The organism is Nocardia rosealba (assembly GCF_020216065.1).
GTDB lineage: Bacteria > Actinomycetota > Actinomycetes > Mycobacteriales > Mycobacteriaceae > Nocardia > Nocardia rosealba.
In genome coordinates this window covers 547,424-571,391 of sequence record NZ_JAIWNA010000003.1, presented here as the reverse complement: position 1 = coordinate 571,391, position 23,968 = coordinate 547,424, and the positions used below count along the sequence as shown (strand labels likewise).

Genomic DNA, 23,968 nt, shown 5'->3' with positions numbered 1-23,968 from the left:
GACGTGACGAAGAGTATCGATACCTTCGGCGCCAAAGGCACGCTCGAGGTCGGAAGCAACTCCTACGAGATCTTCCGTCTCTCGGCTGTTCCCGGCACCGAGAAGCTGCCCTACGCCCTGAAGGTGCTGGCGGAGAACCTGCTGCGCACCGAAGACGGCGCCAACATCACCGCCGATCACATCCGCGCGATCGCGAACTGGGACCCCTCGGCGCAGCCGAGCGTGGAAATCCAGTTCACCCCCGCGCGCGTGATCATGCAGGACTTCACCGGCGTGCCCTGCATCGTCGACCTGGCAACCATGCGTGAGGCCGTCACCACCCTCGGTGGCGACCCGAGCAAGGTCAACCCGCTCTCCCCCGCCGACATGGTCATCGACCACTCGGTGATCCTCGACGTCTTCGGCCGCGCCGACGCCCTCGAGCGCAACGTGGAGCTCGAGTACGAGCGCAACGGCGAGCGTTACCAGTTCCTGCGCTGGGGCCAGGGTGCCTTCGACGACTTCAAGGTCGTTCCCCCGGGCATGGGCATCGTGCACCAGGTCAACATCGAGTACCTGGCGCCCACCGTCATGGTCCGCAACGGCCAGGCCTACCCCGACACCTGTGTCGGCACCGACTCGCACACCACCATGGTCAACGGCCTGGGTGTGCTCGGCTGGGGCGTCGGCGGCATCGAGGCCGAGGCCGCGATGCTCGGCCAGCCGGTCTCCATGCTCATCCCGCGCGTCGTCGGCTTCAAGCTCAGCGGTGAGATCAAGCCGGGCGTCACCGCCACCGACGTGGTGCTCACCGTCACCGACATGCTGCGCAAGCACGGCGTGGTCGGCAAGTTCGTCGAGTTCTACGGCAAGGGCGTCTCCGAGGTCCCCCTGGCCAACCGCGCCACCCTCGGCAACATGAGCCCCGAGTTCGGTTCCACCGCGGCGATCTTCCCGATCGACGAGGAGACCATCAACTACCTGCGCCTGACCGGCCGCACCGACGAGCAGCTCGCGCTCGTCGAGGCCTACGCCAAGGAACAGGGCATGTGGCACGACGCCGACAAGGAGCCGGCGTACTCGGAGTACCTGGAGCTGGACCTGAGCACCGTCGTGCCGTCCATCGCCGGTCCGAAGCGTCCGCAGGACCGCATCCTGCTCAGCGAGTCGAAGTCGGCGTTCCGCTCCGACATCGTCGACTACGTGGGCGACTACACCGCGCTCGACGAGGGTGTCGACGAGACCTTCCCGGCCTCCGATCCGGTCTCGGTCTCGGCCGACCACGCCGGTGACGCCTACACCCCGGCGCACTCGGCGGCCAACGGCGCCAAGGGCCGTCCGTCCAAGCCGGTGACGGTGCGCTCGGCCGAGCGTGGCGACTTCGTGCTCGACCACGGCGCTGTCGTGGTCGCGGGCATCACCTCCTGCACCAACACCTCCAACCCGTCGGTCATGCTCGGCGCCGCGCTGCTCGCCCGCAACGCGGTCGAGAAGGGCCTGTCGACCAAGCCGTGGGTGAAGACCAACATGGCGCCGGGTTCGCAGGTCGTCTCCGACTACTACGAGAAGGCCGGCCTGTGGCCCTACCTCGAGAAGCTCGGCTTCTACGTGGGTGGCTACGGCTGCACCACCTGCATCGGTAACACCGGCCCGCTGCCCGAGGAGATCTCGGCCGCGATCAACGACAACGACCTCTCGGTCACCGCCGTGCTGTCGGGTAACCGCAACTTCGAGGGTCGCATCTCCCCCGACGTGAAGATGAACTACCTGGCCTCCCCGCCGCTGGTCATCGCCTACGCGCTCGCGGGCACCATGGACTTCGACTTCGAGACCGACTCCCTCGGTAAGGATTCCGACGGCAACGATGTCTTCCTGAAGGACATCTGGCCCTCGGCCCAGGAGATCGACGACACCATCAAGTCCTCGATCAACCAGGACATGTTCCGCAACTCCTACGCCACCGTCTTCGACGGTGACGAGCGCTGGCAGAACCTGGCCACCCCGGAGGGCGACACCTTCGCGTGGGACGAGAACTCGACCTACGTCCGCAAGGCGCCGTACTTCGAGGGCATGCAGATGGATCCGGAGCCGGTCGCCGACATCAAGGGTGCTCGCGTGCTGGCGCTGCTGGGCGACTCGGTCACCACCGACCACATCTCCCCGGCCGGTCCGATCAAGCCGGGCACCCCGGCCGCGCAGTACCTCGACTCGCACGGTGTGGCCCGCAAGGACTACAACTCGCTCGGCTCGCGGCGCGGTAACCACGAGGTCATGATCCGTGGCACCTTCGCCAACATCCGGCTGCGCAACCAGCTGCTCGACGACGTCTCGGGTGGTTACACCCGCGACTTCACCCAGGAAGGTGGCCCGCAGGCGTTCATCTACGACGCCTCGCAGAACTACCAGGCCGCGGGCATCCCGCTGGTCGTGCTGGGTGGCAAGGAGTACGGTTCGGGCTCCTCGCGTGACTGGGCCGCCAAGGGCACCAGCCTGCTGGGCGTGAAGGCCGTCATCACCGAGTCGTTCGAGCGCATCCACCGCTCCAACCTCATCGGTATGGGCGTTGTGCCGCTGCAGTTCCCGCAGGGCGAGTCGGCTCAGTCGCTCGGCCTGACCGGCACCGAGACCTTCGACATCGAGGGCATCACCGCCCTCAACGAGGGTGTCACCCCCAAGACCGTCAAGGTCACCGCCACCGCCGAAGACGGCAAGGTCACCACCTTCGACGCGGTCGTCCGCATCGACACCCCCGGTGAGGCCGACTACTACCGCAACGGCGGCATCCTGCAGTACGTGCTGCGCAACATGATCCGCGGCTAGTTGCCCGATCGGTGGCGCGGTGTCGAACGACGCCGCGCCACAAGGGCATCCGCTCGGATGCTCTTCGTGCTGTGAGCCCCCCGCCTCGGTGTTCCGGGGCGGGGGTCCGCATATGGTGTCACTGGAGGAATCATGCCCAAGGTCAGCGACGATCACCTCGCCGCCCGCCGCAGCCAGATCCTCGACGGTGCCCGGCGCTGCTTCGCCGAATTCGGCTACGAGGGCGCCACGGTGCGCCGTCTGGAAGAGGCCATCGGCATGTCCCGTGGCGCCATCTTCCACCATTTCCGGGACAAGGACGCCCTGTTCTTCGCCCTGGCCAAGGACGACGCCGAACGCATGGCCGAGGTCGCGGCCAACCAGGGCATCGTCCAGGTGATGCGCGATATGCTCGCCCGCCCCGAAGAATTCAACTGGCTGGGCACCCGTCTCGAGATCGCCCGCCGCGTGCGCACCGATCCCGATTTCCGCGCGGGGTGGACCCAGCGTTCGGCCGAACTCACCGCCGCCACCCTCGCCCGCCTGGAGCGCCGCAAAGCCGCGGGCGCCCTGCGCGACGACGTGCCCACCGACGTCCTGCTCGGCTACCTCGACCTGGTCCTCGACGGCCTGATCGCGCGCATCGCCTCCGGCCACACCGACGAAAACCTTTCCGCTGTACTGGATCTCGTCGAAGCGTCCGTGCGGCGCAAGGAGTCCTGAGCTAGGCTCGACTCGGCCATGGAGTAGCTCAGTCGGTAGAGCGCCGACTTCCGCAGGACGGATGCCGCGGGTTCGATTCCCGCCTCCATGGCCGCCCGAGCGCTCAGCGGGAAGACCGCGTGCCTCCATCCCCCGCAGCGGGATCGGGTCCGTTCTCCCACTCCCCCAACAACTTTCGCGCGATCCTGTCGAGCGCTACCTGATCGTCGCGGTCCAGCACCGACAGCATGGCCGTCTCGTTCTGGGTGTGCGCGACGACGACCCGGTCGACCAGCTCTCGGCCCTGCTCGGTGAGCGCTACCCGCACGGCCCGCCGATCCACCCGATCCGCGATGCGCCGCACCAGCCCCGCCGCCTCCAGCCGGTCGATCCGCCCGGTCATGCCCGCGCGCGACAACATCAGAGTGTCCGCGAGTACCGAGGGATTGAGTTCGAACGGCGCACCCGAACGGCGAAGCGCGGCAAGCACATCGAACTCCCCGCGCTGCAAGCCGTGCGCGGTGAACACGGATTCGATCCGGGCCGTGGCGACATTCAGCAGCCGACCGAGTCGGCCGAACACCGCCATCGCCGCCAGGTCGAGGTCGGGGCGTTCGCGGCGCCACTGTGCGGCGATCGCGTCTACGGCGTCGGCGGTCGATTCATCCATGGACAGGATTCTATTCGACGGGATATAGTTCGGTAGCGAATTATCAACCGACGAACGGAACTGTCATGGACACCCGCGATATCGCCCTCTGCCTGCCCGAGGACGCCGAGACGCTGGGCACCGACCGCGGCCGCGTGCGACTGCTCGCCGATTCCGAGGCAAGCGACGGCACGGTGAGCACCGTGGAAGTGACCCTCGACCAGGGCGCCGACGGGGCCGCGCCGCACTATCACACCCGCTCCGACGAGCTGTTCTACGTCGCCGACGGCGAGCTGCAGGTGATGGCGGGCGGCCGCATCCTCACCGTGGGCGCGGGCGGATCGCTCGTCGTGCCACGGCAGATGCCGCACGCCTTCGGCGCCACACCCGACAGCGGAGCCCGCATCCTCATCGCGCTGATGCCGGGCGTGCAGCGATTCGAGTACTTCCGCCTGCTCGACCGGCTCGCGAAGGGCACGGCGGATCACACCGAACTCCTCGCCGCCCAAGCGGAATTCGACAACTACTTCATCGACGCGCCCGCGTGGACAGCCGAACGGAACGCCCAGCGCCGCTGACCTATACGCGGGCGGCCGGAATGTGGCCGAGGTTGCACCGGAATCGGGAACATTGCGCGCGAAGGCGCCAGTTGTACGCTGTATGACGTTCTCGGTACCGGTCCTCGTCCGCGGCTACGAGCTCGACACCCAAGGCCACCTGAACCACGCCGTCTACCACCAGTACGGTGAGCACGCGCGCTGGGAACTGCTCCGCGCGGCAGGCATCCCGCAGGACAAGTTCATCGCCAGCGGCATCGGCGCGGTGGTGCTCGAGTCGACGATCAAGTACAAGCGCGAACTGCGCGGCGGTGACGAAGTCACCGTGACCTGCGCCTTCGACTGGCGCGACGGCGAGAAGGTGTTCCGCTTCCACCACCGGATCATCAAACTCGACGGCACGGTCGCCGCCGAGATCACCGTCACCGCGGGGGCGATGGACCTGACCACCCGCCGACTCGTCGCCGATCCCGCGGGCCACTTCCGCTCCCTCGCCGAGAACCCCGAAATCCTCGGGTTGTGACATAGCGGCCGACGCCGCGGGACATGGCCGACGGCGCGGCAGGTATCGACCGGCAACTTCGCCGGGGTGCCTGCCGCGCCGTTGCTGTTTTCGTTTGCTGATCGATTGCCCGTGTCGGATACCTGCACACACTCCGGTTGCCCGAAATTCTCGTCCCGCTAGGCGATCACGCGCCGCTCGGCGGTTTGCCCGGCGCTCCGTAAATCTCGCGAACACCCTCGGTGAAAGGTTCGCTCACGTTATGATCCGAAGCGCCTAGAGGGGTTCTGGCAAATCGCGAGCAGACGAGAAGATCGGAGTGAGTGCCCATGACCGACGCCATCCACCTCCCCGCTACCGCGTCGTCCCGAAGCCGGGGCCCCGCCTTGCGCGGACAGCTGGTGGCCGAGTCCGAGCGCGATGTCTCGGTCCGCGTCGACGGCGGGACCTGGACCTTCGATCGCCGCGACATCCTGCGGCTCACCGAGGAGCGCGCGGCGGAGGGGCGACAGGTGCAGGTCGACATCCGGCCCGGCGCCACCGCCGATTTCACCCGCCGGATGCGCGTGGAACTCGTCGAACGACCCATCACGCTGGCACCCGCACCGTCGGAAGCCCTCGGCGACGAGCAACTCGCCGAAGCCACCCGCAGCTGGGCGGCGAAACTGCGGATCGCCGAGCGTGGCGGCACCTCCGGGGCGACGTTCACCTTCCACGACGGCATCAACTGCGACAGTCTCGACTGAAACGGCCGACACAGTCATGGAACGCGCGACCGACGCGGTGCTCATCGTCTCCGAAACCGACGACCTGCACGCCGACGCACTGGCCGTCACGTTGCGCGAGCACCACCGCCTCGATCCCATCCGGCTCGACCTGCGCGACTTCCCTTCCGAGACAGGCAGTTTCCGTCTCGACAAGGCGGGAACGAATCGGGCGTTGTCGCATGTGCACGGCCTGGACGACGTGCGTGCGGTGTGGTGGCGCAGGCCGCACCCGTGCCGCGTCCCGCACGGCGTGCGTGCCGCCGACGACGAGTTCCGCCAGGCCGAATGCGACGGTTTCCTGCAGGGGATGCTGTGGTCGATTCCGGCGTACTGGGTGAACGACCCGGCCGCCGAACGCACCGCGAGCCGCAAGATCGTGCAGCTCGAAACGGCGCACCGGGCCGGTTTCGCCGTCCCGGAAACGCTCATCACCAACGACCCGGACGAGGCGCGCAGCTTCGTCGAATCCCGTTCGGTCCCCGTGGTTTACAAACGCACCGGCACGGGCCGTGGTGAGTTCTCCGAGACACGCATCATCACCCGGCCCGAGCTGGGCCGGCTCACATCGATCCGTTCGACGCCGACGACCTTCCAGGATTACGTGGACGCCACCTGCGATCTGCGGGTGGTGTGGGTCGACGGCGTCGAATGGGCGGTGCGCATCGACTCACAGGCGGGTGTCGGCCGGGTCGACTCGCGGCTCGACACCTCGGTGGCGTTCGCCCCCGACCGGCTACCCGCCTCGGTGAGCAAGTCGCTGGCCACCCTGATGGGCGCGCTCGGCTTGAGTTTCGGTGTGGTCGACCTGCGCTTGGGCGTCGACGGCGAGTACTACTTCCTCGAGGTGAATCCGCAGGGCCAGTTCGCCTACCTGGAGATCAAGACGGGTCTGCCCCTGTTCACCAGCCTGGCGAATCTGCTGGTGCAGGGTGACGGCGCGGTTCCCGGCTGGTGATCAGTCCAGGGTTCTCGGCCGCCTCGATCTGGACTGAGCGGAGGGTGCGACGAAGGAGTGCCCGGAGGGAGGGAAGATCGAGGCCTCCCGGGCCGAGAACCGCGGCGCCAGCCGCTATGTCTCAGGGTTCTTCCTGCGGTTGGCGCCGCCGCGACCGCGCAGCTCGACATGCGATTCGACCAGCACATTGTGAATGAAGCCGTACGAGCGGCCGGTCGCCCTGGCCAGGGAGCGGATGCTGGCACCCGCCTCGTACTGCTTCTTCAGCTGGGACTGCAACCTGTCACGGGACTTGCCCGTGACCCGGGTGCCCTTCCCCAGCGCGGCCTTGCCTGTCGATGTTGCCTTGGCCGATCGAGCGGCCTGTCTCGCACTGTCGCTCATGGCTTCCTCCGAGTCGCCGAGCAGCTCATTCCAGGCTAGACACTCCGCACCCGGCGATCAACGAAAAACAGTGACGAACCTCACGAAAACCCCGCGAGTTCCCTCGCGACACACCGATCTCCGTGCTGAAGAGCGAGTTCGCTCAGGCGAGATCGATGAGTTCGGCGTACTCGGCCGACCAGTGGTCCTCGGTGCCGTCGGGCAGCAGGATCACCCGTTCCGGGTTCAGCGCCTCGGCCGCGCCCGGGTCGTGGGTCACCAGCACCACCGCGCCCGCGTAGGTGCGCAGTGCGTCGAGGACCTGTTCGCGCGAGACCGGGTCGAGGTTGTTGGTCGGTTCGTCGAGCAGCAGCACATTGGCCGCCGAGGAGACGAGACCGGCCAGCGCGAGACGGGTCTTCTCACCACCGGACAGGGTGCCCGCCGGCTGCTCGAGCTGCGGGCCGCTGAACATGAAGGCGCCGAGCAGACTTCGCAGTTCCTGCTCGCCCGCGTCCGGGGAGGCGTGGCGGATGTTCTCCCACACCGTCGCCTGGTCGTCGAGGGTGTCGTGTTCCTGGGCGAAGTAGCCGACCTTGAGGCCACGGCCCTGTTCGACACCACCGGCGGTGGGTGTCTCCACCCCGGCGAGCAGTTTCAGCATGGTCGTCTTACCGGCACCGTTGAGGCCGAGCACCACGACGCGAGATCCCTTGTCCACGGCGAAGTTCACGCCGGTGAAGATCTCGAGCGAACCGTAGAGCTTGGTCAGGTCCTTGACCATGAGCGGAGTCTTGCTGCACGGCGCGGGTTCGGGGAACCGGATGCGGGCCACCTTGTCGGCCACGCGCACGTCGTCGAGTTCGGAGATCAACCGTTCGGCGCGACGCACCATCTGGTGTGCCGCAGCGGCTTTGGTGGCCTTGGCGCCGAGCTTGGCGGCCTGCTGACGCAGCGCGCTCGCCTTCTTCTCCGCGTTGGCGCGCTCGCGGACGCGGCGCTGCTCGTCGGTGGCGCGGGCGTCGAGGTACTTCTTCCAGCCCATGTTGTACACGTCGGGCTCACCGCGCACCGCGTCGAGGAACCACACCTTGTTCACCACGGCGTCGAGCAGGTCCACGTCGTGGCTGATGACGATGAGGCCGCCGTCGTGGTTCTGCAGGAACCCGCGCAACCAGGTGATGGAGTCGGCGTCGAGGTGGTTGGTCGGCTCGTCGAGCAGCAGGATGCGGTCGGAGCGCCCGCCGCTGCCGTCGGAGGCGGAGAACAGGATGCGGGCCAGCTCGATGCGGCGCCGCTGACCACCGGAGAGGGTGCGCAGCTGCTGGTCGAGGATCCGGTCGGGCAAGCCGAGGCTGTTGCAGATGCGCGCGGCCTCGCTCTCGGCGACGTAGCCGCCGAGGGAGGAGAACTGGTCTTCCAGGCGCCCGTACTTGCGGATGGCCTTCTCGCGTTCGGCGTCGTCGGCGACCTCGGCCATGCGCAGCTGCTGCTTTTCCATGTCGCGGATCAGCGCGTCGAGACCGCGGGCCGACAGCACGCGGTCGCGGGCGATCACGTCGAGATCGCCCTCCTTGGGATCCTGCGGCAGGTAACCGATCTCGCTGGAGCGCGTGATCTTTCCGGCGTAGGGCTCGCCCTCACCCGCGAGAATGCGCAGGGTGGTGGTCTTGCCCGCGCCGTTGCGCCCGACCAGTCCGATCCGGTCGCCGGACTGCACCCGCAGCGCCGGCCCGGGAGCCGAGAGCAGGGTGCGGACTCCGGCCCGGACCTCCAGGTCGGTCGCCGTGATCACAGAGCTTCTCCTCGATGTCGAAAGCAGATGGTCGCCGAACCGTCTCCATGGTGCACCGACGGTTCCGGCAAGAACCACTTATTTTACCGCCCCGCTGTCGGCGCCTCGAACCTGGCGCCGACGGATGTGAGCGTGGTTACTCTCGTCGCATGACTACCGATCTAGTTGGCCGTACCGCTCTCGTCACCGGCGCCAGCCGGGGCATCGGCTTGGCGACGGCCGCCGAACTGCTGCGCGCGGGTGCGAATGTGCTGATCACCGCCCGCAAACCCGAACCGCTCGAAGCTGCCGCGCAGGAGTTGCGCGCCCTCGGACACAAGGGCCAGGTGAGCACCGTCGCGGGCAACTCCGGTGACGCCGACGCGCGGGCCGAGGCAGTGTCGCGGGCGGTCACCGAGTTCGGTTCCCTCGACATCCTGATCAACAACACCGGCATCAACCCGGTGTTCGGTCCGCTGATGGACGCCGATCTCAACGCCGTGAGCAAGATCTTCGACGTGAACGTCGTGGCCGCGCTCGGCTATGTCCAGCAGGCATACAAGGCATGGATGGCTGAGCACGGCGGTGCCGTGGTGAACGTGGCGAGCGTGGCCGGTATCCGCTCCTCGGGGGTGATCTCGGCCTACGGCGCCTCCAAGGCGGCGTTGATCCGGCTCACCGAGGAGCTGGCGTGGCAGCTCGGCCCGAACATCCGGGTGAACGCGGTGGCGCCCGGTGTCGTGAAGACCAAGTTCGCCGATGCCCTGTTCTCCGCCGACGAGGAACGGGCCGCCAGCGTGTACCCGATGAAGCGCCTCGGCTCCCCCGAGGATGTGGCGCGCCTGATCACCTTCCTGGTGTCGGACGAGGCGTCCTGGATCACCGGCGACTGTGTTCGCGTCGACGGCGGGTTGCTGGCCACCGGCGGCATCTGAGACGGGAACGGGGCGGCCGTTGCCCGGCCCGCCCCGTTCGGCTCATTCCTCGCGAGCGCCCGCCAGCGCCTCGTCACCCTTGGCGGCCGCACGCTCCGCCTCGGCGCGCGCGAGCGGGTCGTCGCCCTTGGCGGCGGCCGCACGCTCGGCCTCGGCGCGAGCGAGCGGGTCGATCACCTCGACGGTCGGCTTCCCGGTGACGCCGAGCGGATCACGCACCGGCACCGGATGATTCGCGCGTGAGCCACCCTCGTCGAGACCCCACCGGTCGTGCAGCCTGCGCAGGAAATCCGGTGCGTACCAGTTGGCCTCGCCGAGCACCTTCATCGCGGCGGGCAGCAGGAACCCGCGCACCAGCGTGGCGTCCACGATCACCGCCAGCGGCAAACCGATGCCGAACGCCTTCATGAAGGTGATGTCGGAGGCCAGGAACCCGAGGAACACCAGCGAGATCAGGATGGCGGCCGCGGTGACGATGCGCCCGATCCGTTCCAGGCCGAGCGCGACGGCCGCCTCGTTCTTGCCGGTGCGGTCGTACTCTTCGCGGATGCGCGAGAGCAGGAACACCTGGTAGTCCATCGCCAGGCCGAACGCGGCGGCGAACAGCATCACCGGAACGGTGGCCGAGAGGTCACCGGTGACGGTGAAGCCGAGCACTCCCGACAGATGCCCGTCCTGGAAGATCCAGACCAGCGCTCCGAAGGTGGCGGTGAGGCTGAGCGCGCTGAGGATCACCGCGAGCACCGGGAGCACCACGCTGCCGGTGAGCAGGAACAGCACGATCAGCATCAGGATCACCACGAAGCCCAGCGCCCACGGCAGGGCGTCTTCGATGGCGTTCACCGAGTCGACATTGGCCGCCGCGACCCCGCCGATCAGGATCTCGCTCGGAACGTCCTGGGCGCGAAGCTGTTCCACCAGGGCGCCGAGTTCGTGGCTGTCACCGGTGGACGGGACGATCGACAGGTAGGCGGCCCGTTCGGCCCGGAAGCGGGCGTTGAGCGCGGTCGGCTCGGCCAGCCGCCCGCCCTGGGCGTAGCTGCCGGTGGCGGTGTCGACACGGCGCACATTGTCCAGGTCCGACATCGTGCGCGCGATGGCGTCCAATCCCTCGGCGCTGTAGGCACTGTCGGGCAGGACCGCGACGAGGGTGTCCTGGTCGCTGTCGCCGAAGTCGCGCTGCACGGTCTCGGCGACCTGTCGCGAATTCATCGACGGGGGCAGCACCCGTTCGTCCGGGAAGCCGAGTTTCACCCCGAGGAAGGGGGTGCCCAGCAGCAACAGCACCGCGGCGACGGCGAGCCCGATCGGGATCGGTTTGCCCATGACGGCGGTGGCCAGTTTGTGCCAGGCGCCCTCGCCCGGTGCGGGCCGTGGCGCGCGCAGGAACCACCAGCCGAGCTGACCACGGTCGATGTTGGTGCCGAGCAGCAGCAGGATCGCGGGCAGCACGGTCAGAGAGACCAGGGCGGCGAGGCCCGCGACGATCACGCCCGCGTACCCCATCGACCGGATGGCCAGCAGCGGGAAGAACACCAGACCCGCCAGCGCCACCGCGACGGTGAGCGCGGAGAACGCGACGGTGCGGCCCGCCGTGCGCAGGGTGGCGCGCACGGCATCGGCCGGGGTGCGGCCCTCGGTGAGTTCGTCGCGGTAGCGGTTGACGATCAGCAGGCTGTAGTCGATGGCCAGGCCGAGCCCGAGCAGAGTCGCCACGTTGGTCGCGGTGACCGCGAGCGGGGTGAACACGGCGAGCAACCACAGCGTGCCCATCGTCATCAGCACGGTGACCACGGCGACCAGCAGCGGCAGGCTCGCCGCGACCAGCCCACCGAACACGAACAGCAGCGCAAGCAGCGTGAGCGGGAACGCGATGGCCTCGCCCTTGACGATGTCGGTCTTGCTCTGTTCGACGGTCTCGTGCATGAGCATCGCGAAACCGCCCACGCGGACCCGCAGTTCGCCCTGGGTGCCCGCGAGGTCGTCGGCGACAGCGGCGACCCGTTCGTCGATCTCACGTTCGCTGCCGAGGACCGTGGCCACGATCAGGCCCTGTTTGTTGTCGAGGCTGCGCAGCGCGGGCTGGTGGGTGGTCCAGTAGGACAACACGTCGGTGATACCGGCGCGTTCCTGCAGGTTGGCGACGAGCGCTGTCGCGGCGGCGGTGGACTCGGGGTCGTCGACCGAGTCCTCGGTTTCCACCAGCAGCACCAGATTCGGTGGGCCCTGGCCGAATTCGTCGCGTAGCACGTCGAGCGCCCGGCTGGACTCGCTGCCGCTGTCGGTGTAACCGCCGCCCTCCACCCGGTCGAACAGCGTCGCGCCGAGTGCTCCGAGCACCAGCGCGAGCACCGCGAAAACACCGAGCACCCAGCAGCCACGCCGCTTGGTGAATTCGAACACCGGTATACCCCTGTCTCGTCGAGCAACACTGCGGCACGCATCTCGACGTGCGGTATTCGGTGTCACCCGGTCGGCCCGCCTCGTCGGCCCGATCCTGCTGGCGGGTCGGCGCGTTCGCCCGGCGATGTTAGCAACCCCGCGACGTTCGCGCCGTCGCTCCGATATCCCCGTTACCGCTGCCGCTCAGCCGAGTCCGAGTGAGGAGGTGGCGACGGTCCGGCGCACCCGGCGCGGGAGGCCGACGAACAGGGTCGTCATCGCGGCGAGAGTGCCGGTCAGGTCGTCGTGGCCGGACAGATACGAGCGCTGCTGGGCCGCTGGGAGTTCGAAGAACGCCTCGAAGAAGACCGGTATATCGCGGGGCGGGAGGGCGAGCAGGGACCGTAGTCCGGCCCGGCGCAGGGCCGCGACCGCGCGTGCGCGTGCGGTCCACAGCCGGTTGCCCTCGACGACGGTGTCGGCGGCGGCGAGTGAGGCCGCGACGCTGTATCCGGTGGCGGGGTGGATCAGGCCGCCCGCGGCTCCGAACCGGCCGTCACCGGGCTTGCCGCCCTCCACCGGGAACCGCACGCGCTCAACGGGTTCCGTGCCGTCGAGTTCGATGCCGCGCTGCCGGAGCCGGAATTCCAGTCGCGTGCGCAACAGCTCGGGGGTCAGTGCTGGGCGCCCGGCCAGACATGTCTCCTCGAACAGCATCCGGCCCTTCGCCACCGGCACCGTGTAGAGGAACGACCGTGGTTCGTCGGGTCCGGCACCGTTGTCGAGCCGCCAGTCCATGAACACGCAGGGCTCGTCCGCTTCGATCATCACCCCGTAGGCGGTCTGCTCAGCCCGCTGCGCCGCGCGTCCGACTCCCCGCGCATCGATCACCCGGCCGTGGAACACGTGCCCACCTGCCGTCCGCACCGAGCCCGCCCGCGCGTCCACCTGGGTGACCCGGTCCGCGATCACCCGCACTCCGTCCACCGCCAGGGCGTTCTGCAACCGCGGCGTATCGAATACCCGGTACCCCCGCCCGATCCGGTGCTCCCCTGTCGCCCACACCGTCGGTTCCACGCCGTCTCCGGCGAAGACCTCGTCACCCACCCACTCCGGGACCTCGTCCGCCCACGCCGCATAGGTCGCCGTCCACGTCCGCTCCGGACGAGGATCGATCGCCACCACCGACAAACCCCGCACGGCCGCCCGGTGGGCCACGGCCCTGCCCGCGGGCCCCAACCCACAAACGATCAACTCAACGCGCACGCCGACAATTTGACCAGACCCTTCATCGAATCAAGCGCCGGCGCATTACGACGGGGCACCGGTTGTGCATCGCCCGCTCGCCCCCGGAGCACGGATCGATCATGATGGGGTCTATGAGGTCGATCTGGAAGGGCTCGATCGCTTTCGGGCTGGTCAACGTCCCGGTCAAGGTCTACACCGCGACCGAGGACCATGACATCCGGTTTCATCAGGTCCACGCCAAGGACGGGGGCCGGATCAAATACGACCGGGTCTGCCAGGTGTGCGGCAAATCGGTGCAGTTCTCCGATATCGACAAGGCATATGTGTCGCCGGACGGCGAGCAGGTAGTGCTCACCGACGAGGACTTCGCCAAATTGCCCGCCGCGGAGAAGCACGAGATCCCGGTGCTGGAATTCGTGCCGTCGGATCAGATCGACCCCGTGCTGTTCGACAAGAGTTATTACCTGGAACCCGATTCGGCGACACCGAAGGCGTATCAACTGCTGGCCGCGACACTCGAACGGATCGACAAGACGGCACTCGTGCATTTCACGTTGCGGCAGAAGACCCGGTTGGCGGCGCTGCGCGTGCGTGAGGGCGTGCTGGTGCTGCAGACATTGCTGTGGCCCGACGAGGTGCGCGCGGTCGACTTCCCGTCGCTCGAGGACGCGCCGACCCCGCGCCCCCAGGAATTGAAGATGGCCGAAACGCTGGTCGAGTCGATGTCGGGTGATTTCGATCCGGGCGAATACACCGACGAATACCAGATCGAATTGCAGAAATTGCTGGACGAGGCGATTGCCAGCGGCACCGGCAAGGTCGAATCGACCGCCGCCGAACCGGCCGAACAGCCCGATGCCGAGGTGGTCGATCTGGTGGCCGCCTTGCAGCGCAGCCTCGAGGCGAGCGGGCGGCGCGAAGGCGAGTCGGCCGCCCCGAAGAAGAAGCCGGCGAAGAAGGCCGCGGCCAAGAAGGCGGCACCGCGCAAGTCGGCGAGCAAATCCACGGCGAGCAAGTCCACGGCCCGCAAGGGGGCCTAGGGCACACTGGGCCCATGGACCAAGCGATCGCCGTCGTACCGATGGGTCTGGGGCATCTGCGTCAGGTTCTCGACCTCGGGCATCAGGTTTTCGACACGACGACCAAGCCGTATACGTCCTGGTCGCTGACGGCCGTCGCCGAGCATCTGGACAGTCCCGACAACGCCTGCTGGGTGGCCCTGGACTCCGATCGGGTGGTCGGCTTCGTGCTCGGTTCGATGGAGTTCGAGCACCGTGACGACTGGGCCTACCTCGAGTGGATCGCGGTGGCGCCGGATATGCAGGGGCACGGCATCGCCCGGCGGTTGGTCGACGTCTGCTCGGAGGCGTTGTTCGCGCGTGGTGCCCAGCACATCGTCACCGACGTGGAGGAACGCAACGGTGCCTCGGCGGCACTGATGCGGCGCAGCGGTTTCGTGCCAGCCGCGACCGTCACCCTGCTGGTTCGTACCAACCCCGAGACGCCGGGCGACGACCCGCTGCCGCCGATCGCCAAACACGATCTCGTCCGGCGTGGCCGTCTGTCGCTCGACCACCCGCGACGATGAAAAAGGGGCACGAACCCTTCGGTTCGCGCCCCTTGTCGAGAAATGCGTCAGACGTTCGCCGTGCAGGCGGACAGAATGACCCGCGCCGGACGCGGCGACGCCGAACCCAGGTCGGGGAACGGCGGGGCGCTCAAACCGAGCACATCCACCGCCGACCGCTCGGCGGCGGCCAGCGAGTGGTCCCACGACCAGCCGAACCGGTAGTCGGCGCCCTGGGCCACCGCACCGCAGGCATTGCGGAACGAGACGACCACCTGGCAGTCCCATACACCGCACTCGGCGAGCGCGGCATGCTGGGCATCTGCCCAGCTGCCGTAGTTCACCGCGGACGCGACCACGGCCTCGTCCGACGACAGCGCGAGCGCGCCGTAGAGGTCACCGGCGGCGGCCTGGAATCCGCCATCACGTGACACGGCGGTGTAACCGGGTGCTTCGGCGATCGCCACACCGCTGGCACCGGCGGCGGCCGGACCCGCGGCGACCACCGTGAAGGCGGCCACCGCGGACACGGCGGCCACACCGAGGGCGTACTTGCCCACAACAGACATCAGAATTCTCCCCATCGAAAGTTCGGTCCCAGACCGGGACCACCCCCAATCATGAACGCCCACAGCCCCACCGAGAAATACCTTTCCCGAATAGCTCTACCCACCGAGTTCGGCACGCGCCCGCATCAAGGCGAACCCCAGCAGATTCAGTCCCCGCCATCGCGCGGGATCACCCGCCCGCTCGTCCGTCGCCGACAGCCCGATCCCCCACACCCGATCCAGCGGACTCGCCTCCACGAGCACCCGCCCCGCCGTGCCCGCCAAATACGACCGCAACCCCGCATCCGATCCGAATTTCGCCACACTGCCCGCCACGACGATGTCGAATCGCGCTTCCTCCCAAATACTTTGGTCGAACCCCCGAACCAGCCTGCCCATCTTTTTCGCCTCGGCGGGATGGGCGACCTCGAGCACTCGCCCGGCCGCCTCGGAATCACCGAACAGCAGCGCCTTGCGCCACATCATGTAGTGCTCGGGCGGTGGCGAGCCGCTCCCCGTCGACCGAGAAGGGCGCGGGCCACCACTGACTCAGGCAGCCCGAACCGAGCGTCCCGCCCGCACGCGGCCGATGCCCCCAGAACAGCAGGTATTTCGGCACAGCCCCCTGCTCGACAGCCGCACACAGTTCTTCGACCGATCGCACGGCCCACCCCGGTCTCTAGTTTTGGTCATATGAACTATATATGCGGCACGAGCTACGCGCCAAGGGCTTTTCGTGGCGGCACCGAGCGCGCCGAGCAGGAGACCCATGCCTTGCAAGGCCCGCAAGTTAGACGGGCGTCCAACTATTGGTGAGGGTTTGGCTCGAGGCAATTCGAACCGTTGTCGGGCAGGGGTGGGCGCGGCTTGGATGACCGAGTTCATCAATGGCGAGCAATTCGGGAGTACAAGTGAAATTCCGTCGGGTACTGGCGATCCCGGTCCTCATGGCAACCGCTGCCCTGACCCTCACGGCGTGCGGCTCGGACGACGCGGAATCGGGCACCGTTGTCCGGATCGGCACCACCGACAAGGACAAGGCCTGGGATGTGTTCGAGGAGAAGGCCAAGGAGCAGGGCATCACGCTGAAGATCACCAACTTCTCCGACTACCAGCAGCCCAACGCGGCGCTGTCGCAGAAGCAGATCGACGTCAATCTCTTCCAGCACCTGCAGTTCCTCGGCCAGTACAACGTGGCGAGCTCGGACACGCTGACCCCGATCGGTTCGACCTACATCGTGCCGCTCGGCCTGTACTCCAAGAAGCACAAGGCGGTGGCCGACATCCCGCCCGGCGGCGAGATCGCGATCCCCAACGATCCCACCAACCAGGCCCGTGCCCTGTTCGTACTGCAGGCCGCCGGGTTGCTGAAACTCAGCGGCACCTCGGCCCAGCCCACACCGGCCGACATCGACAAGGGCGCGTCCAAGGTGAAGGTGACCCCGGTCGATGCCGCGCAGACCGCGCTCTCGCTGGCCTCGGTGGACGGTTCGGTGATCAACAACACCTTCCTCGAGCGTTCCGGCATCGACCCGCATTCGGCGCTGTACAAGGACGATCCGAAGAATCCGGCCGCCGAGCCCTACATCAACGTGATCGTCACCCGCGCCGAGGACAAGACCAACCCGACCTATCTGAAGCTGGTGGAGATCTGGAAGGACCCGGCCGTGGCCGCCGCGCATGCCGAGGTCACCAAGAACACCGCGGTCGCCGTGACGCGCCCGGGCGCCGAGCTCGAACAGATCCTCGACCGGGTGCAGCAGGGCATCCGGGCGAACAAGTGAGATCCGCCGCCGCTGTCGAATTCCGTTCGGTCACCAAGGTGTTCGGCAGCGGCGCGGACGAGCACGTCGCGCTCGACGGTATCGATCTGCGCATCGAGCACGGTGAGATCTTCGGGGTGATCGGCTATTCCGGGGCAGGCAAGTCCACCCTGGTGCGCTTGATCAATGCCCTGGAGAAGCCCACGTCGGGCACCGTCACGATCTCGGGCACCCCCATCACCGGGGTGCCGGAGTCGGCCGTGCGCACGCTGCGCCGTGATATCGGCATGGTGTTCCAGCAGTTCAACCTTTTCCGATCCCGCACGGCGGCGGGGAATGTGGAGTATCCGCTGAAGGTGGCGGGCTGGAAGCGCGCCGAACGCAAGGCGCGGGTGGCCGAACTGCTCGAATTCGTCGGTCTCACCGACAAGGCCCGTGCCTATCCCGATCAGCTCTCGGGTGGGCAGAAGCAGCGCGTGGGAATCGCCAGGGCACTGGCCACGTCCCCGTCGCTGCTGCTCGCCGACGAGGCGACCTCCGCGCTCGACCCGGAAACCACCGGTGAGGTGCTACGGCTGCTGAAGAAGGTCAATGCCGAACTCGGGGTGACCATCGTGGTGATCACCCACGAGATGGATGTGATCCGCGCGGTCGCCGACCGGGTCGCGGTGCTCGCCGAGGGCCGGATCGTCGAATTGGCGCCCACCTTCGACGTTTTCGCGGCACCGCGGGCCGAGTCGACCCGATCGTTCGTCGGCACCGTGCTGCACAACCGGCCCGATGCCCGCGAACTGGACCGGCTGCGGGAGCTGCACGGCGGCAGGCTGGTCACCGTCGACGTCGACGACCACAGCGGCATCGGTGCGGCGCTGGCCGCCGTGGCCGCCGCCGACGTGCGCTTCGAGATCGTCTACGGCGGTGTGAGCACGCTGCAGGACAAGACCTTCGGCAGCATCACCCTGGCCTTGCACGGACCCGACGACGCGGTGGACCGCGTCGTCGCCGATCTGGAACGGAAGGGCTGAGATGGACACCGACTGGGAGAAACTGCGCCCCACCCTGTTCGAGTCCATCGGGACGACCGTCTACCTGGTCGGCGTGACATTCGTCGTCGCGGGCCTGATCGGCCTGGTACTCGGCACCGCGCTCTACACCACCCGCAAGGGCGGCCTGCTCGCCAGCACACCGATCTATCTGGTGCTCAATGTGATCGTGAACGTGGTGCGCCCGATTCCGTTCATCATCCTGCTGGCCGCGCTCGGCCCGGTCACCCTCGAGGTGGTCGGCACGACCATCGGCTCCGAGGCGGCACTGTTCGTGATGATCGTCGCCGCCTCGTTCGGCATCGCCCGCATCGTGGAACAGAACCTGGTCACCGTCGACCCCGGGGTGATCGAAGCGGCCCGCGCGGTGGGCGCGGGTCCGCTGCGCATCATCCTCACGCTGCTGATCCCGGAGGCGCTCGGCCCGCTGATCCTCGGCTACACCTTCGTGGTGATCTCGATCGTCGACATCTCCGCCATGGCGGGCACCGTCGGTGGCGGCGGTCTGGGCGACTTCGCCATCGTCTACGGCTACCAGCAGTTCCGATGGGAGGTCACCCTCGTCGCCGTCCTGATCATCATCGCCGGCGTCCAGGCCGTCCAGTTCCTCGGCAACTGGCTGGCCCGGAAGGTGTTGCGCCGCTGAATCACCCGGTGAGCCGAGCTAGGCCGAGCGGACGCCGCCGAGTCCCGGTGTGGGACAGACCTCGGCGTCCGCCCGGGCCCGGCGCGGACCGCTGGTACCCATCGCGCCACCGAAGCCGGTCGAGGCCACCTGCTCGGCGGGCACTCGCGGGCCGGTGTGGAAACTGCGGGCGATCATCGCCGACCGCAACTGCCACAGCCCCGAGGCCTGCGCCGGGTCGAGCCCGGTGAGCTGGGCGACGCGCCGCAGCCGGTAGTCGACGGTGTTGGTGTGGATGTGCAGCAGGCGGGCCGTTCGCTGCCGGTTCATGTTGTTGGCGATGTGCACGCGCAGCGTCTCGTACAGCTCGGGGTGCTTGTCCAGCGGGGCGAGCAGTTCCCCGAGCCGGGCACGGCCGGGACCGGGGCGGGTGAGCTGGTATTCCAGCGCCAGATCGCCGAAGCGGTACAGGCCGGGTTCGCAATCGAGCCGCTCCACCATGTCGAGCAGTTCGTGAGCGCGCTGTGCCGCGTCGGGGATCTCGGCCGCAGGCGAGGTCACCAGCGCCGCCGTCACGTCCACGCGGGCGGCCCGCGACAGGGCTTCGACGAGGCCGTCGAGCTGATCGTCGGCGAGCAGGTCGGCCGGAATGAGCAGCGTCCCACCGTCGACCGACAACAGCGACAGCGCCTGCTCCCCGCACCGGTGCGCCAGCGCGGCCTGCACCCGGCGCAACTTGCGTCGCGCGACCACCGAGGAGTTCAGGCGGGCATCGTGCTCGTCGGGGTGCTCGCCGATCGAAAGGGCCAGTACCGCATACGATTCGGCCACCGCGATCCCGCACTCGCGGGCCATCGTGATGGTCGGCTGCCCGGCGAGCAGGGCGGAGGTGAGCGTGTGCACGGCGGTGTGGTGCTCACCGGCGATCTCGCGGTGCTCGCGGATGTAGGCGCGAGTCACAGTGGTGCACAGGACATCCGAGATGGCGATCAGCCGACGGAACTCGTCGGGCAGGCTCATCCCGGCGCACGCGGCATCGAAACCGATCCGGAAGCCCTCGTGCAGCGCATGCAGGATCGTGTCGATGGGCACGCCCTCGCGCGCCCACCCGGCCGCCGCGACCGCGAGCCGGTGCAGCTTGGCCTCCTCGTCACGCCCGTCGAGCAACCCGGCGCAGATCTCGAGGCACATCCTGGTCACCGAAGTCACCTCGCCGGAGATCGCGTCACCGGGCAACGTCCGGCAGGTCGCCACGTTGTTCACGAAATGGGTGACCAGCGTGGATGTCAGCCCCCTGTCCACTGGGATCGTCATCGTCGACTCCTCCTCGTTCACACCGTTCGGTGCTGCTTCCCCGGTACCTGTCCCAACGTGATGGCCGACACCGAGGCCTTCTTCGTGACATGACTGTAGGGTGAGTAACCGCTCACCTTCTACTCCTCTTTCCCGCGAGGTGCACCGATGCCCCCACAAGCCGATAAGCAGCGCAAACGTCCGAAACAGGATCGGGCGAGGGAGACGCGGGCACGCATTCTGGAGGTATCCGCTCACCTTTTCGGCACCCGCGGCATCGGCAATACCTCGACCAACCGGATCGCGAGCGAGGCGGGCATCAGCATCGGCACGCTCTACCGGTATTTCAACGACCGCGACGAGATCGTCAAAGAGCTGACCGACAGCCTGTTTCTGCAGGTGGAGGACCGATACAGCAAGTTTCTCACCGTCGCCGCGGACAAGACACCGCGCGATTCGGTGGCCGAGGTGATCCGCACCGCCGTGCAGATCCTCGTCGCCAACGGGCCCCTGGTCCGCGCCCTCGTCGCCGACCTGCACTTCTACGGCAGCGGTATCCCCGAATTCGAGCCGCGGCTGCGCATGATCATCAAGCTGTATCTGATCCACTTGCTCGGCCCGACCAAGACCATCGATATCGACACGATGGCGTTCGTGGTGCTCAACGCCGGTTTCGCCACGGCGCTGCGTTCGGTGGAAATGGAAGACGAGGGTCTGGACCGCGATGTGGTGATCGACCAGACCGCCGACATGATCGGCGCCTGGATCGCCTCGGCGCTCGAGGCCGAAACGGCCCGGTGATGCGGCAGGCCCGGATCCTGCGAAAGGATCCGGGCCCGATCAGGTGGTGACGATCAGCGCGCGTTGGCGGTGCAGATCGCGTCGACGACGTGGGCGCCGCTCAGGTTCGCCGAACCGGTGTTGGCCAGCATGGCGGTCGGGGTCAGCTCGGTCAGGCTCTCGTAAGCCGTGCGCTCGGCATCGGCCCGGGTCGGACCGGACGCCCACGCGAGGCCGTCGTTGCTCTGGACCAGAACGCCGCAGCCGTTGGCCCAGGTCATGACCTCGTTGCAGTCGGCCAGGTGGCAGTCGGCGATCGCCGCGGCGATGGCGGCCTCGGCGCTGCCCTCGTTCACGCTGATGCCGTAGATGGCCTCGTTGTCGCTCAGCGCGACCGACGCCCACTGGTCACCCGCCGCGCTCGCCGAACCGGCACCCAGCACCGACCCGGCCGCAAGGCCGAGTGCCACAACGGCGAAGCCGGCCTTACTCATGAAACTCATTCGAATGTTCTCCTCTGGAAACTGTTCCGGAAGTCCGGAACCTTCCAGATCATCATCGAAAGTTCGGTAATAGCCAACTCCAGAGGTAAAGGTACCGATGCAAAAGAACCCGGATCCGCTCGAGATCCGGGTCCGATTGCTCTCGCGTTCAGCTCGCGTTGGTGGTGCACACCGTTTCGATCACGGTGCCGCCTGCCATCTGCGACGAGCCGAGGTTGACGAGCAGGTTCTGCGGGGTGCCCTCGGTGAGCGCGAGGTAGGCCTCCCGCTCGGCCTCGGCGCGGTTGGCGCCCTTGCCCCAGGCCACGTACTGCTCGTTCTCCACCAGGGCCAGGCAGCCGTTCACCCACGACACCTCGACAGCGCAGCCGTCCGCGCCGCACTGCTCCAGCGCCGCCGCCTCGGCCTCGGCGCGGGTGGGGTAGTCGACCGAACGGCCGTAGTTCGACCAGTCGGCGTCCACGGCCATGGCGCCCCACTGGTCGCCCGCCGCACTCGCCGAACCCGCCCCGAACACCGACCCGGCCGCAAGGCCGAGTGCCACAACGGCGAAGCCGGCCTTACTCGTGAAACTCATTCGAATGTTCTCCTCTGGAAACTGTTCCGGAAGTCCGGAACTTTCCAGATCATCATGCAATTCGCGCGAAAGGCCAACCGAAACGCGAAATCTCACATCACCGACGTCGGCACATCACCGACGGAAAACACGACAGGCCCGGATCCTGCGAGAGGATCCGGGCCCGCGTCGTGCGGTCGATCAGCGCGCGTTCGCGGTGCAGACCACGCGGGCGACCTTGGCGCCACTCAGGTCCGAGGACCCGAAGTTCGCGAGCTGGGCGGTCGGGGTGAGCTCGGAGAGCCGTTCGAACGCAGCGCGCGTGGCCTCGGCCGCGGTGCGCCCCGAGGCCGCCGCGACGCCGTCGTCGCTGACGACCAGTGTGCCGCAGCCGTTCGCCCACGAGATCATGACCTTGCAGTCGGCGGCGCCGTTGGTGCCGCAGCTCGCGATCGCCTGCTCGCGCGCCTCTTGCTCGCTCGGCCAGCTGCTGCTCGACCCGTAGGTCCAATCGGTCGTGCTGAAAGCGATCGCGCCGAACATGCTCTGCGCGTTCGCGGCACCGGCGCCGAACACCGAACCGGCCGCAAGACCGAGCGCCGCGACGGCGAAGCCGGCCTTACCCATGAAACTCATTCGAAAGTTCTCCTCTGACAAACAGTTCCGCGATCGCGGAACCGACAAGTGGACCATCCTCGGACCACCGCCCGCCAATCGTAGTGACGCACTTCACGTTTCGACACGGCCACGGAAACGCCGCAGGCCCGGCACCCACGCGGGGTCCGGGCCTGCGGCGAAAAGTGTTGTCTAGACCGTGAAGCCGAGGGCGCGCAACTGTTCGCGGCCGTCGTCGGTGATCTTGTCGGGGCCCCACGGCGGCATCCAGACCCAGTTGATCTTCAGGTCTTCGACCAGGCCGCTGCGCACCAGGGCGTTGCGGGACTGGTCCTCGATGACGTCGGTCAGCGGGCAGGCCGCCGAGGTGAGTGTCATGTCGAGGGTGCAGATGTTGGCGTCGTCGACGGACATGCCGTAGACGAGGCCGAGGTCCACGACGTTGATCCCGAGTTCGGGGTCGACCACATCACGCATGGCCTCTTCCAGATCCGCGATGTGCTGGATCTGTTCGGGCGTCAACTCCGCTTCGGGAGTGGGCGCGGCGGTTTCGGTCGTGGCTTCGTCAGCCTTGGTCTCACTCATCACGCATCCCCATTTCCCATGGCAGGTTTGGCATCTTCGGCCGAGGCGATCTGCACGACGGCGTCCTTGAACGCCATCCACCCCAGCAGTGCGCACTTCACGCGCGCGGGGTACTTGGCGACACCGGCGAGGGCGATACCGTCGCCGATCATGTCCTCGTCGCCCTCGACGGTGCCTCGGCTCGAGATCATCTCACTGTAGGAGTCGACCACCTTCAGCGCCTGCTGCACCGGCAATCCGATCACCTGGTCGGTGAGGATCGAGGTGGCCGCCTGGCTGATCGAGCAGCCCTGGCCGTCGTAGGAGACATCGGCGACCTCGCCCGCGTCGTCGATGTGCACGCGCAGGGTCACCTCGTCACCGCAGGTGGGGTTCACGTGGTGCACCTGGGCACCGAACGGTTCCCGCAGCCCGCGGTGGTGCGGGTGCTTGTAGTGGTCCAGGATCACTTCCTGGTACATCTGCTCCATGCGCATGT

At 67.7% G+C, this 23,968-nt stretch carries 26 protein-coding genes and 1 tRNA gene; 14 read left to right on the top strand and 13 right to left on the bottom strand.

Translation table 11 applies throughout. The annotated features are described in order from the left end of the window. Window positions 1-3 precede the first annotated feature (3 nt). The 3 genes from acnA to LDL21_RS16130 all read left to right on the top strand — a co-directional run bounded on the left by acnA (window position 4) and on the right by LDL21_RS16130 (window position 3,592). Window positions 4-2,799 carry an aconitate hydratase AcnA gene (gene acnA / locus LDL21_RS16140; RefSeq protein WP_225280700.1) on the top strand — a complete coding sequence of 932 codons (2,796 nt, stop codon included), beginning with the start codon at window positions 4-6 and terminating at the stop codon, window positions 2,797-2,799. Window positions 2,800-2,931: 132 nt separating this feature from the next. Continuing rightward, entirely contained in the window at window positions 2,932-3,501 is a 570-nt protein-coding gene (locus LDL21_RS16135) for a TetR/AcrR family transcriptional regulator (RefSeq protein ID WP_067493744.1), read from the top strand. 17 nt (window positions 3,502-3,518) lie between these two features. Continuing rightward, a tRNA-OTHER gene (locus LDL21_RS16130) sits at window positions 3,519-3,592 on the top strand. 12 nt (window positions 3,593-3,604) lie between these two features. On the opposite strand, the gene LDL21_RS16125 is transcribed toward LDL21_RS16130, so the two are convergent. Then, a complete protein-coding gene (locus tag LDL21_RS16125) occupies window positions 3,605-4,150 on the bottom strand; it encodes a MarR family winged helix-turn-helix transcriptional regulator (protein ID WP_225280699.1) in 546 nt (181 codons plus the stop codon). A gap of 65 nt (window positions 4,151-4,215) precedes the next feature. On the opposite strand from LDL21_RS16125, the gene LDL21_RS16120 reads away from it, so the two are divergent. The 4 genes from LDL21_RS16120 to LDL21_RS16105 all read left to right on the top strand — a co-directional run bounded on the left by LDL21_RS16120 (window position 4,216) and on the right by LDL21_RS16105 (window position 6,910). Next, on the top strand, window positions 4,216-4,707 hold the full coding sequence (locus LDL21_RS16120) for a cupin domain-containing protein (RefSeq protein WP_225280698.1): 492 nt from the start codon (window positions 4,216-4,218) through the stop codon (window positions 4,705-4,707). Between the two features lie 82 nt (window positions 4,708-4,789). Next, entirely contained in the window at window positions 4,790-5,209 is a 420-nt protein-coding gene (locus LDL21_RS16115; protein ID WP_181698076.1) for an acyl-CoA thioesterase, read from the top strand. 308 nt (window positions 5,210-5,517) lie between these two features. Next, on the top strand, window positions 5,518-5,934 hold the full coding sequence (locus tag LDL21_RS16110; RefSeq protein ID WP_067635980.1) for a hypothetical protein: 417 nt from the start codon (window positions 5,518-5,520) through the stop codon (window positions 5,932-5,934). Between the two features lie 16 nt (window positions 5,935-5,950). After that, window positions 5,951-6,910 (top strand): MvdC/MvdD family ATP grasp protein, encoded by a 960-nt coding sequence (locus LDL21_RS16105; RefSeq protein WP_181698074.1) that lies wholly within the window; start codon window positions 5,951-5,953, stop codon window positions 6,908-6,910. 114 nt (window positions 6,911-7,024) lie between these two features. On the opposite strand, the gene LDL21_RS16100 is transcribed toward LDL21_RS16105, so the two are convergent. Together LDL21_RS16100 and LDL21_RS16095 are read right to left on the bottom strand one after the other, a co-directional pair. Next, window positions 7,025-7,294, bottom strand: coding sequence for a helix-turn-helix domain-containing protein (locus LDL21_RS16100; RefSeq protein WP_181698073.1), 270 nt, complete (start codon window positions 7,292-7,294; stop codon window positions 7,025-7,027). Window positions 7,295-7,436: 142 nt separating this feature from the next. Beyond that, entirely contained in the window at window positions 7,437-9,068 is a 1,632-nt protein-coding gene (locus LDL21_RS16095; protein ID WP_067493732.1) for an ABC-F family ATP-binding cassette domain-containing protein, read from the bottom strand. Window positions 9,069-9,217: 149 nt separating this feature from the next. On the opposite strand from LDL21_RS16095, the gene LDL21_RS16090 reads away from it, so the two are divergent. Continuing rightward, window positions 9,218-9,982 (top strand): SDR family oxidoreductase, encoded by a 765-nt coding sequence (locus LDL21_RS16090; protein ID WP_181698072.1) that lies wholly within the window; start codon window positions 9,218-9,220, stop codon window positions 9,980-9,982. Between the two features lie 42 nt (window positions 9,983-10,024). On the opposite strand, the gene LDL21_RS16085 is transcribed toward LDL21_RS16090, so the two are convergent. Both LDL21_RS16085 and LDL21_RS16080 read right to left on the bottom strand, forming a co-directional pair. Continuing rightward, window positions 10,025-12,385 carry an MMPL family transporter gene (locus LDL21_RS16085; RefSeq protein WP_225280697.1) on the bottom strand — a complete coding sequence of 787 codons (2,361 nt, stop codon included), beginning with the start codon at window positions 12,383-12,385 and terminating at the stop codon, window positions 10,025-10,027. Between the two features lie 183 nt (window positions 12,386-12,568). Next, window positions 12,569-13,630, bottom strand: a complete 1,062-nt coding sequence (locus LDL21_RS16080; RefSeq protein WP_225280696.1) for a lycopene cyclase family protein — start codon at window positions 13,628-13,630, stop codon at window positions 12,569-12,571. Between the two features lie 113 nt (window positions 13,631-13,743). Here LDL21_RS16080 and ku point away from each other — a divergent pair, with 113 nt between their 5' ends. Both ku and LDL21_RS16070 read left to right on the top strand, forming a co-directional pair. Next, complete coding sequence (gene ku / locus LDL21_RS16075; RefSeq protein WP_225280695.1) at window positions 13,744-14,652, top strand: non-homologous end joining protein Ku; 909 nt, start codon at window positions 13,744-13,746, stop codon at window positions 14,650-14,652. 14 nt (window positions 14,653-14,666) lie between these two features. After that, a complete protein-coding gene (locus tag LDL21_RS16070; RefSeq protein ID WP_181698069.1) occupies window positions 14,667-15,200 on the top strand; it encodes a GNAT family N-acetyltransferase in 534 nt (177 codons plus the stop codon). A gap of 47 nt (window positions 15,201-15,247) precedes the next feature. On the opposite strand, the gene LDL21_RS16065 is transcribed toward LDL21_RS16070, so the two are convergent. Together LDL21_RS16065 and ybiA are read right to left on the bottom strand one after the other, a co-directional pair. Further along, a complete protein-coding gene (locus LDL21_RS16065; RefSeq protein ID WP_084456394.1) occupies window positions 15,248-15,748 on the bottom strand; it encodes a DUF4189 domain-containing protein in 501 nt (166 codons plus the stop codon). 96 nt (window positions 15,749-15,844) lie between these two features. Then, complete coding sequence (gene ybiA, locus LDL21_RS16060; RefSeq protein ID WP_255675060.1) at window positions 15,845-16,213, bottom strand: riboflavin biosynthesis intermediates N-glycosidase; 369 nt, start codon at window positions 16,211-16,213, stop codon at window positions 15,845-15,847. Between the two features lie 461 nt (window positions 16,214-16,674). Here ybiA and LDL21_RS16055 point away from each other — a divergent pair, with 461 nt between their 5' ends. From LDL21_RS16055 to LDL21_RS16045, 3 genes are read left to right on the top strand one after another with little or no spacing between them, the layout of a single operon-like run. After that, window positions 16,675-17,511 (top strand): MetQ/NlpA family ABC transporter substrate-binding protein, encoded by an 837-nt coding sequence (locus tag LDL21_RS16055; RefSeq protein WP_225280836.1) that lies wholly within the window; start codon window positions 16,675-16,677, stop codon window positions 17,509-17,511. Then, window positions 17,508-18,515, top strand: coding sequence for a methionine ABC transporter ATP-binding protein (locus LDL21_RS16050; protein ID WP_225280694.1), 1,008 nt, complete (start codon window positions 17,508-17,510; stop codon window positions 18,513-18,515). The genes LDL21_RS16055 and LDL21_RS16050 overlap by 4 nt, the downstream gene beginning before the upstream one ends. Before the next feature lies 1 nt (window position 18,516). Further along, window positions 18,517-19,179, top strand: a complete 663-nt coding sequence (locus tag LDL21_RS16045; RefSeq protein WP_225280693.1) for a methionine ABC transporter permease — start codon at window positions 18,517-18,519, stop codon at window positions 19,177-19,179. A gap of 18 nt (window positions 19,180-19,197) precedes the next feature. Here the strand turns inward: LDL21_RS16045 and LDL21_RS16040 are convergent, their stop codons facing one another. Further along, entirely contained in the window at window positions 19,198-20,472 is a 1,275-nt protein-coding gene (locus LDL21_RS16040) for a PucR family transcriptional regulator (protein WP_181698064.1), read from the bottom strand. A 147-nt stretch (window positions 20,473-20,619) separates the two neighbouring features. On the opposite strand from LDL21_RS16040, the gene LDL21_RS16035 reads away from it, so the two are divergent. Further along, window positions 20,620-21,252 carry a TetR/AcrR family transcriptional regulator gene (locus LDL21_RS16035; protein WP_181698063.1) on the top strand — a complete coding sequence of 211 codons (633 nt, stop codon included), beginning with the start codon at window positions 20,620-20,622 and terminating at the stop codon, window positions 21,250-21,252. 53 nt (window positions 21,253-21,305) lie between these two features. Here the strand turns inward: LDL21_RS16035 and LDL21_RS16030 are convergent, their stop codons facing one another. From LDL21_RS16030 to sufU, 5 genes are all read right to left on the bottom strand, one after another. Next, window positions 21,306-21,734 carry a DUF4189 domain-containing protein gene (locus tag LDL21_RS16030; protein ID WP_067635991.1) on the bottom strand — a complete coding sequence of 143 codons (429 nt, stop codon included), beginning with the start codon at window positions 21,732-21,734 and terminating at the stop codon, window positions 21,306-21,308. Window positions 21,735-21,882: 148 nt separating this feature from the next. After that, window positions 21,883-22,311, bottom strand: a complete 429-nt coding sequence (locus tag LDL21_RS16025; protein ID WP_225280692.1) for a DUF4189 domain-containing protein — start codon at window positions 22,309-22,311, stop codon at window positions 21,883-21,885. Between the two features lie 180 nt (window positions 22,312-22,491). Continuing rightward, complete coding sequence (locus LDL21_RS16020; protein ID WP_181698061.1) at window positions 22,492-22,926, bottom strand: DUF4189 domain-containing protein; 435 nt, start codon at window positions 22,924-22,926, stop codon at window positions 22,492-22,494. A 171-nt stretch (window positions 22,927-23,097) separates the two neighbouring features. Then, window positions 23,098-23,490, bottom strand: a complete 393-nt coding sequence (locus LDL21_RS16015) for a metal-sulfur cluster assembly factor (RefSeq protein ID WP_067493905.1) — start codon at window positions 23,488-23,490, stop codon at window positions 23,098-23,100. After that, window positions 23,490-23,966 (bottom strand): Fe-S cluster assembly sulfur transfer protein SufU, encoded by a 477-nt coding sequence (gene sufU, locus LDL21_RS16010; protein WP_067636000.1) that lies wholly within the window; start codon window positions 23,964-23,966, stop codon window positions 23,490-23,492. Before sufU ends, LDL21_RS16015 begins: the two co-directional genes overlap by 1 nt. Between the last annotated feature and the right edge of the window lie 2 nt (window positions 23,967-23,968).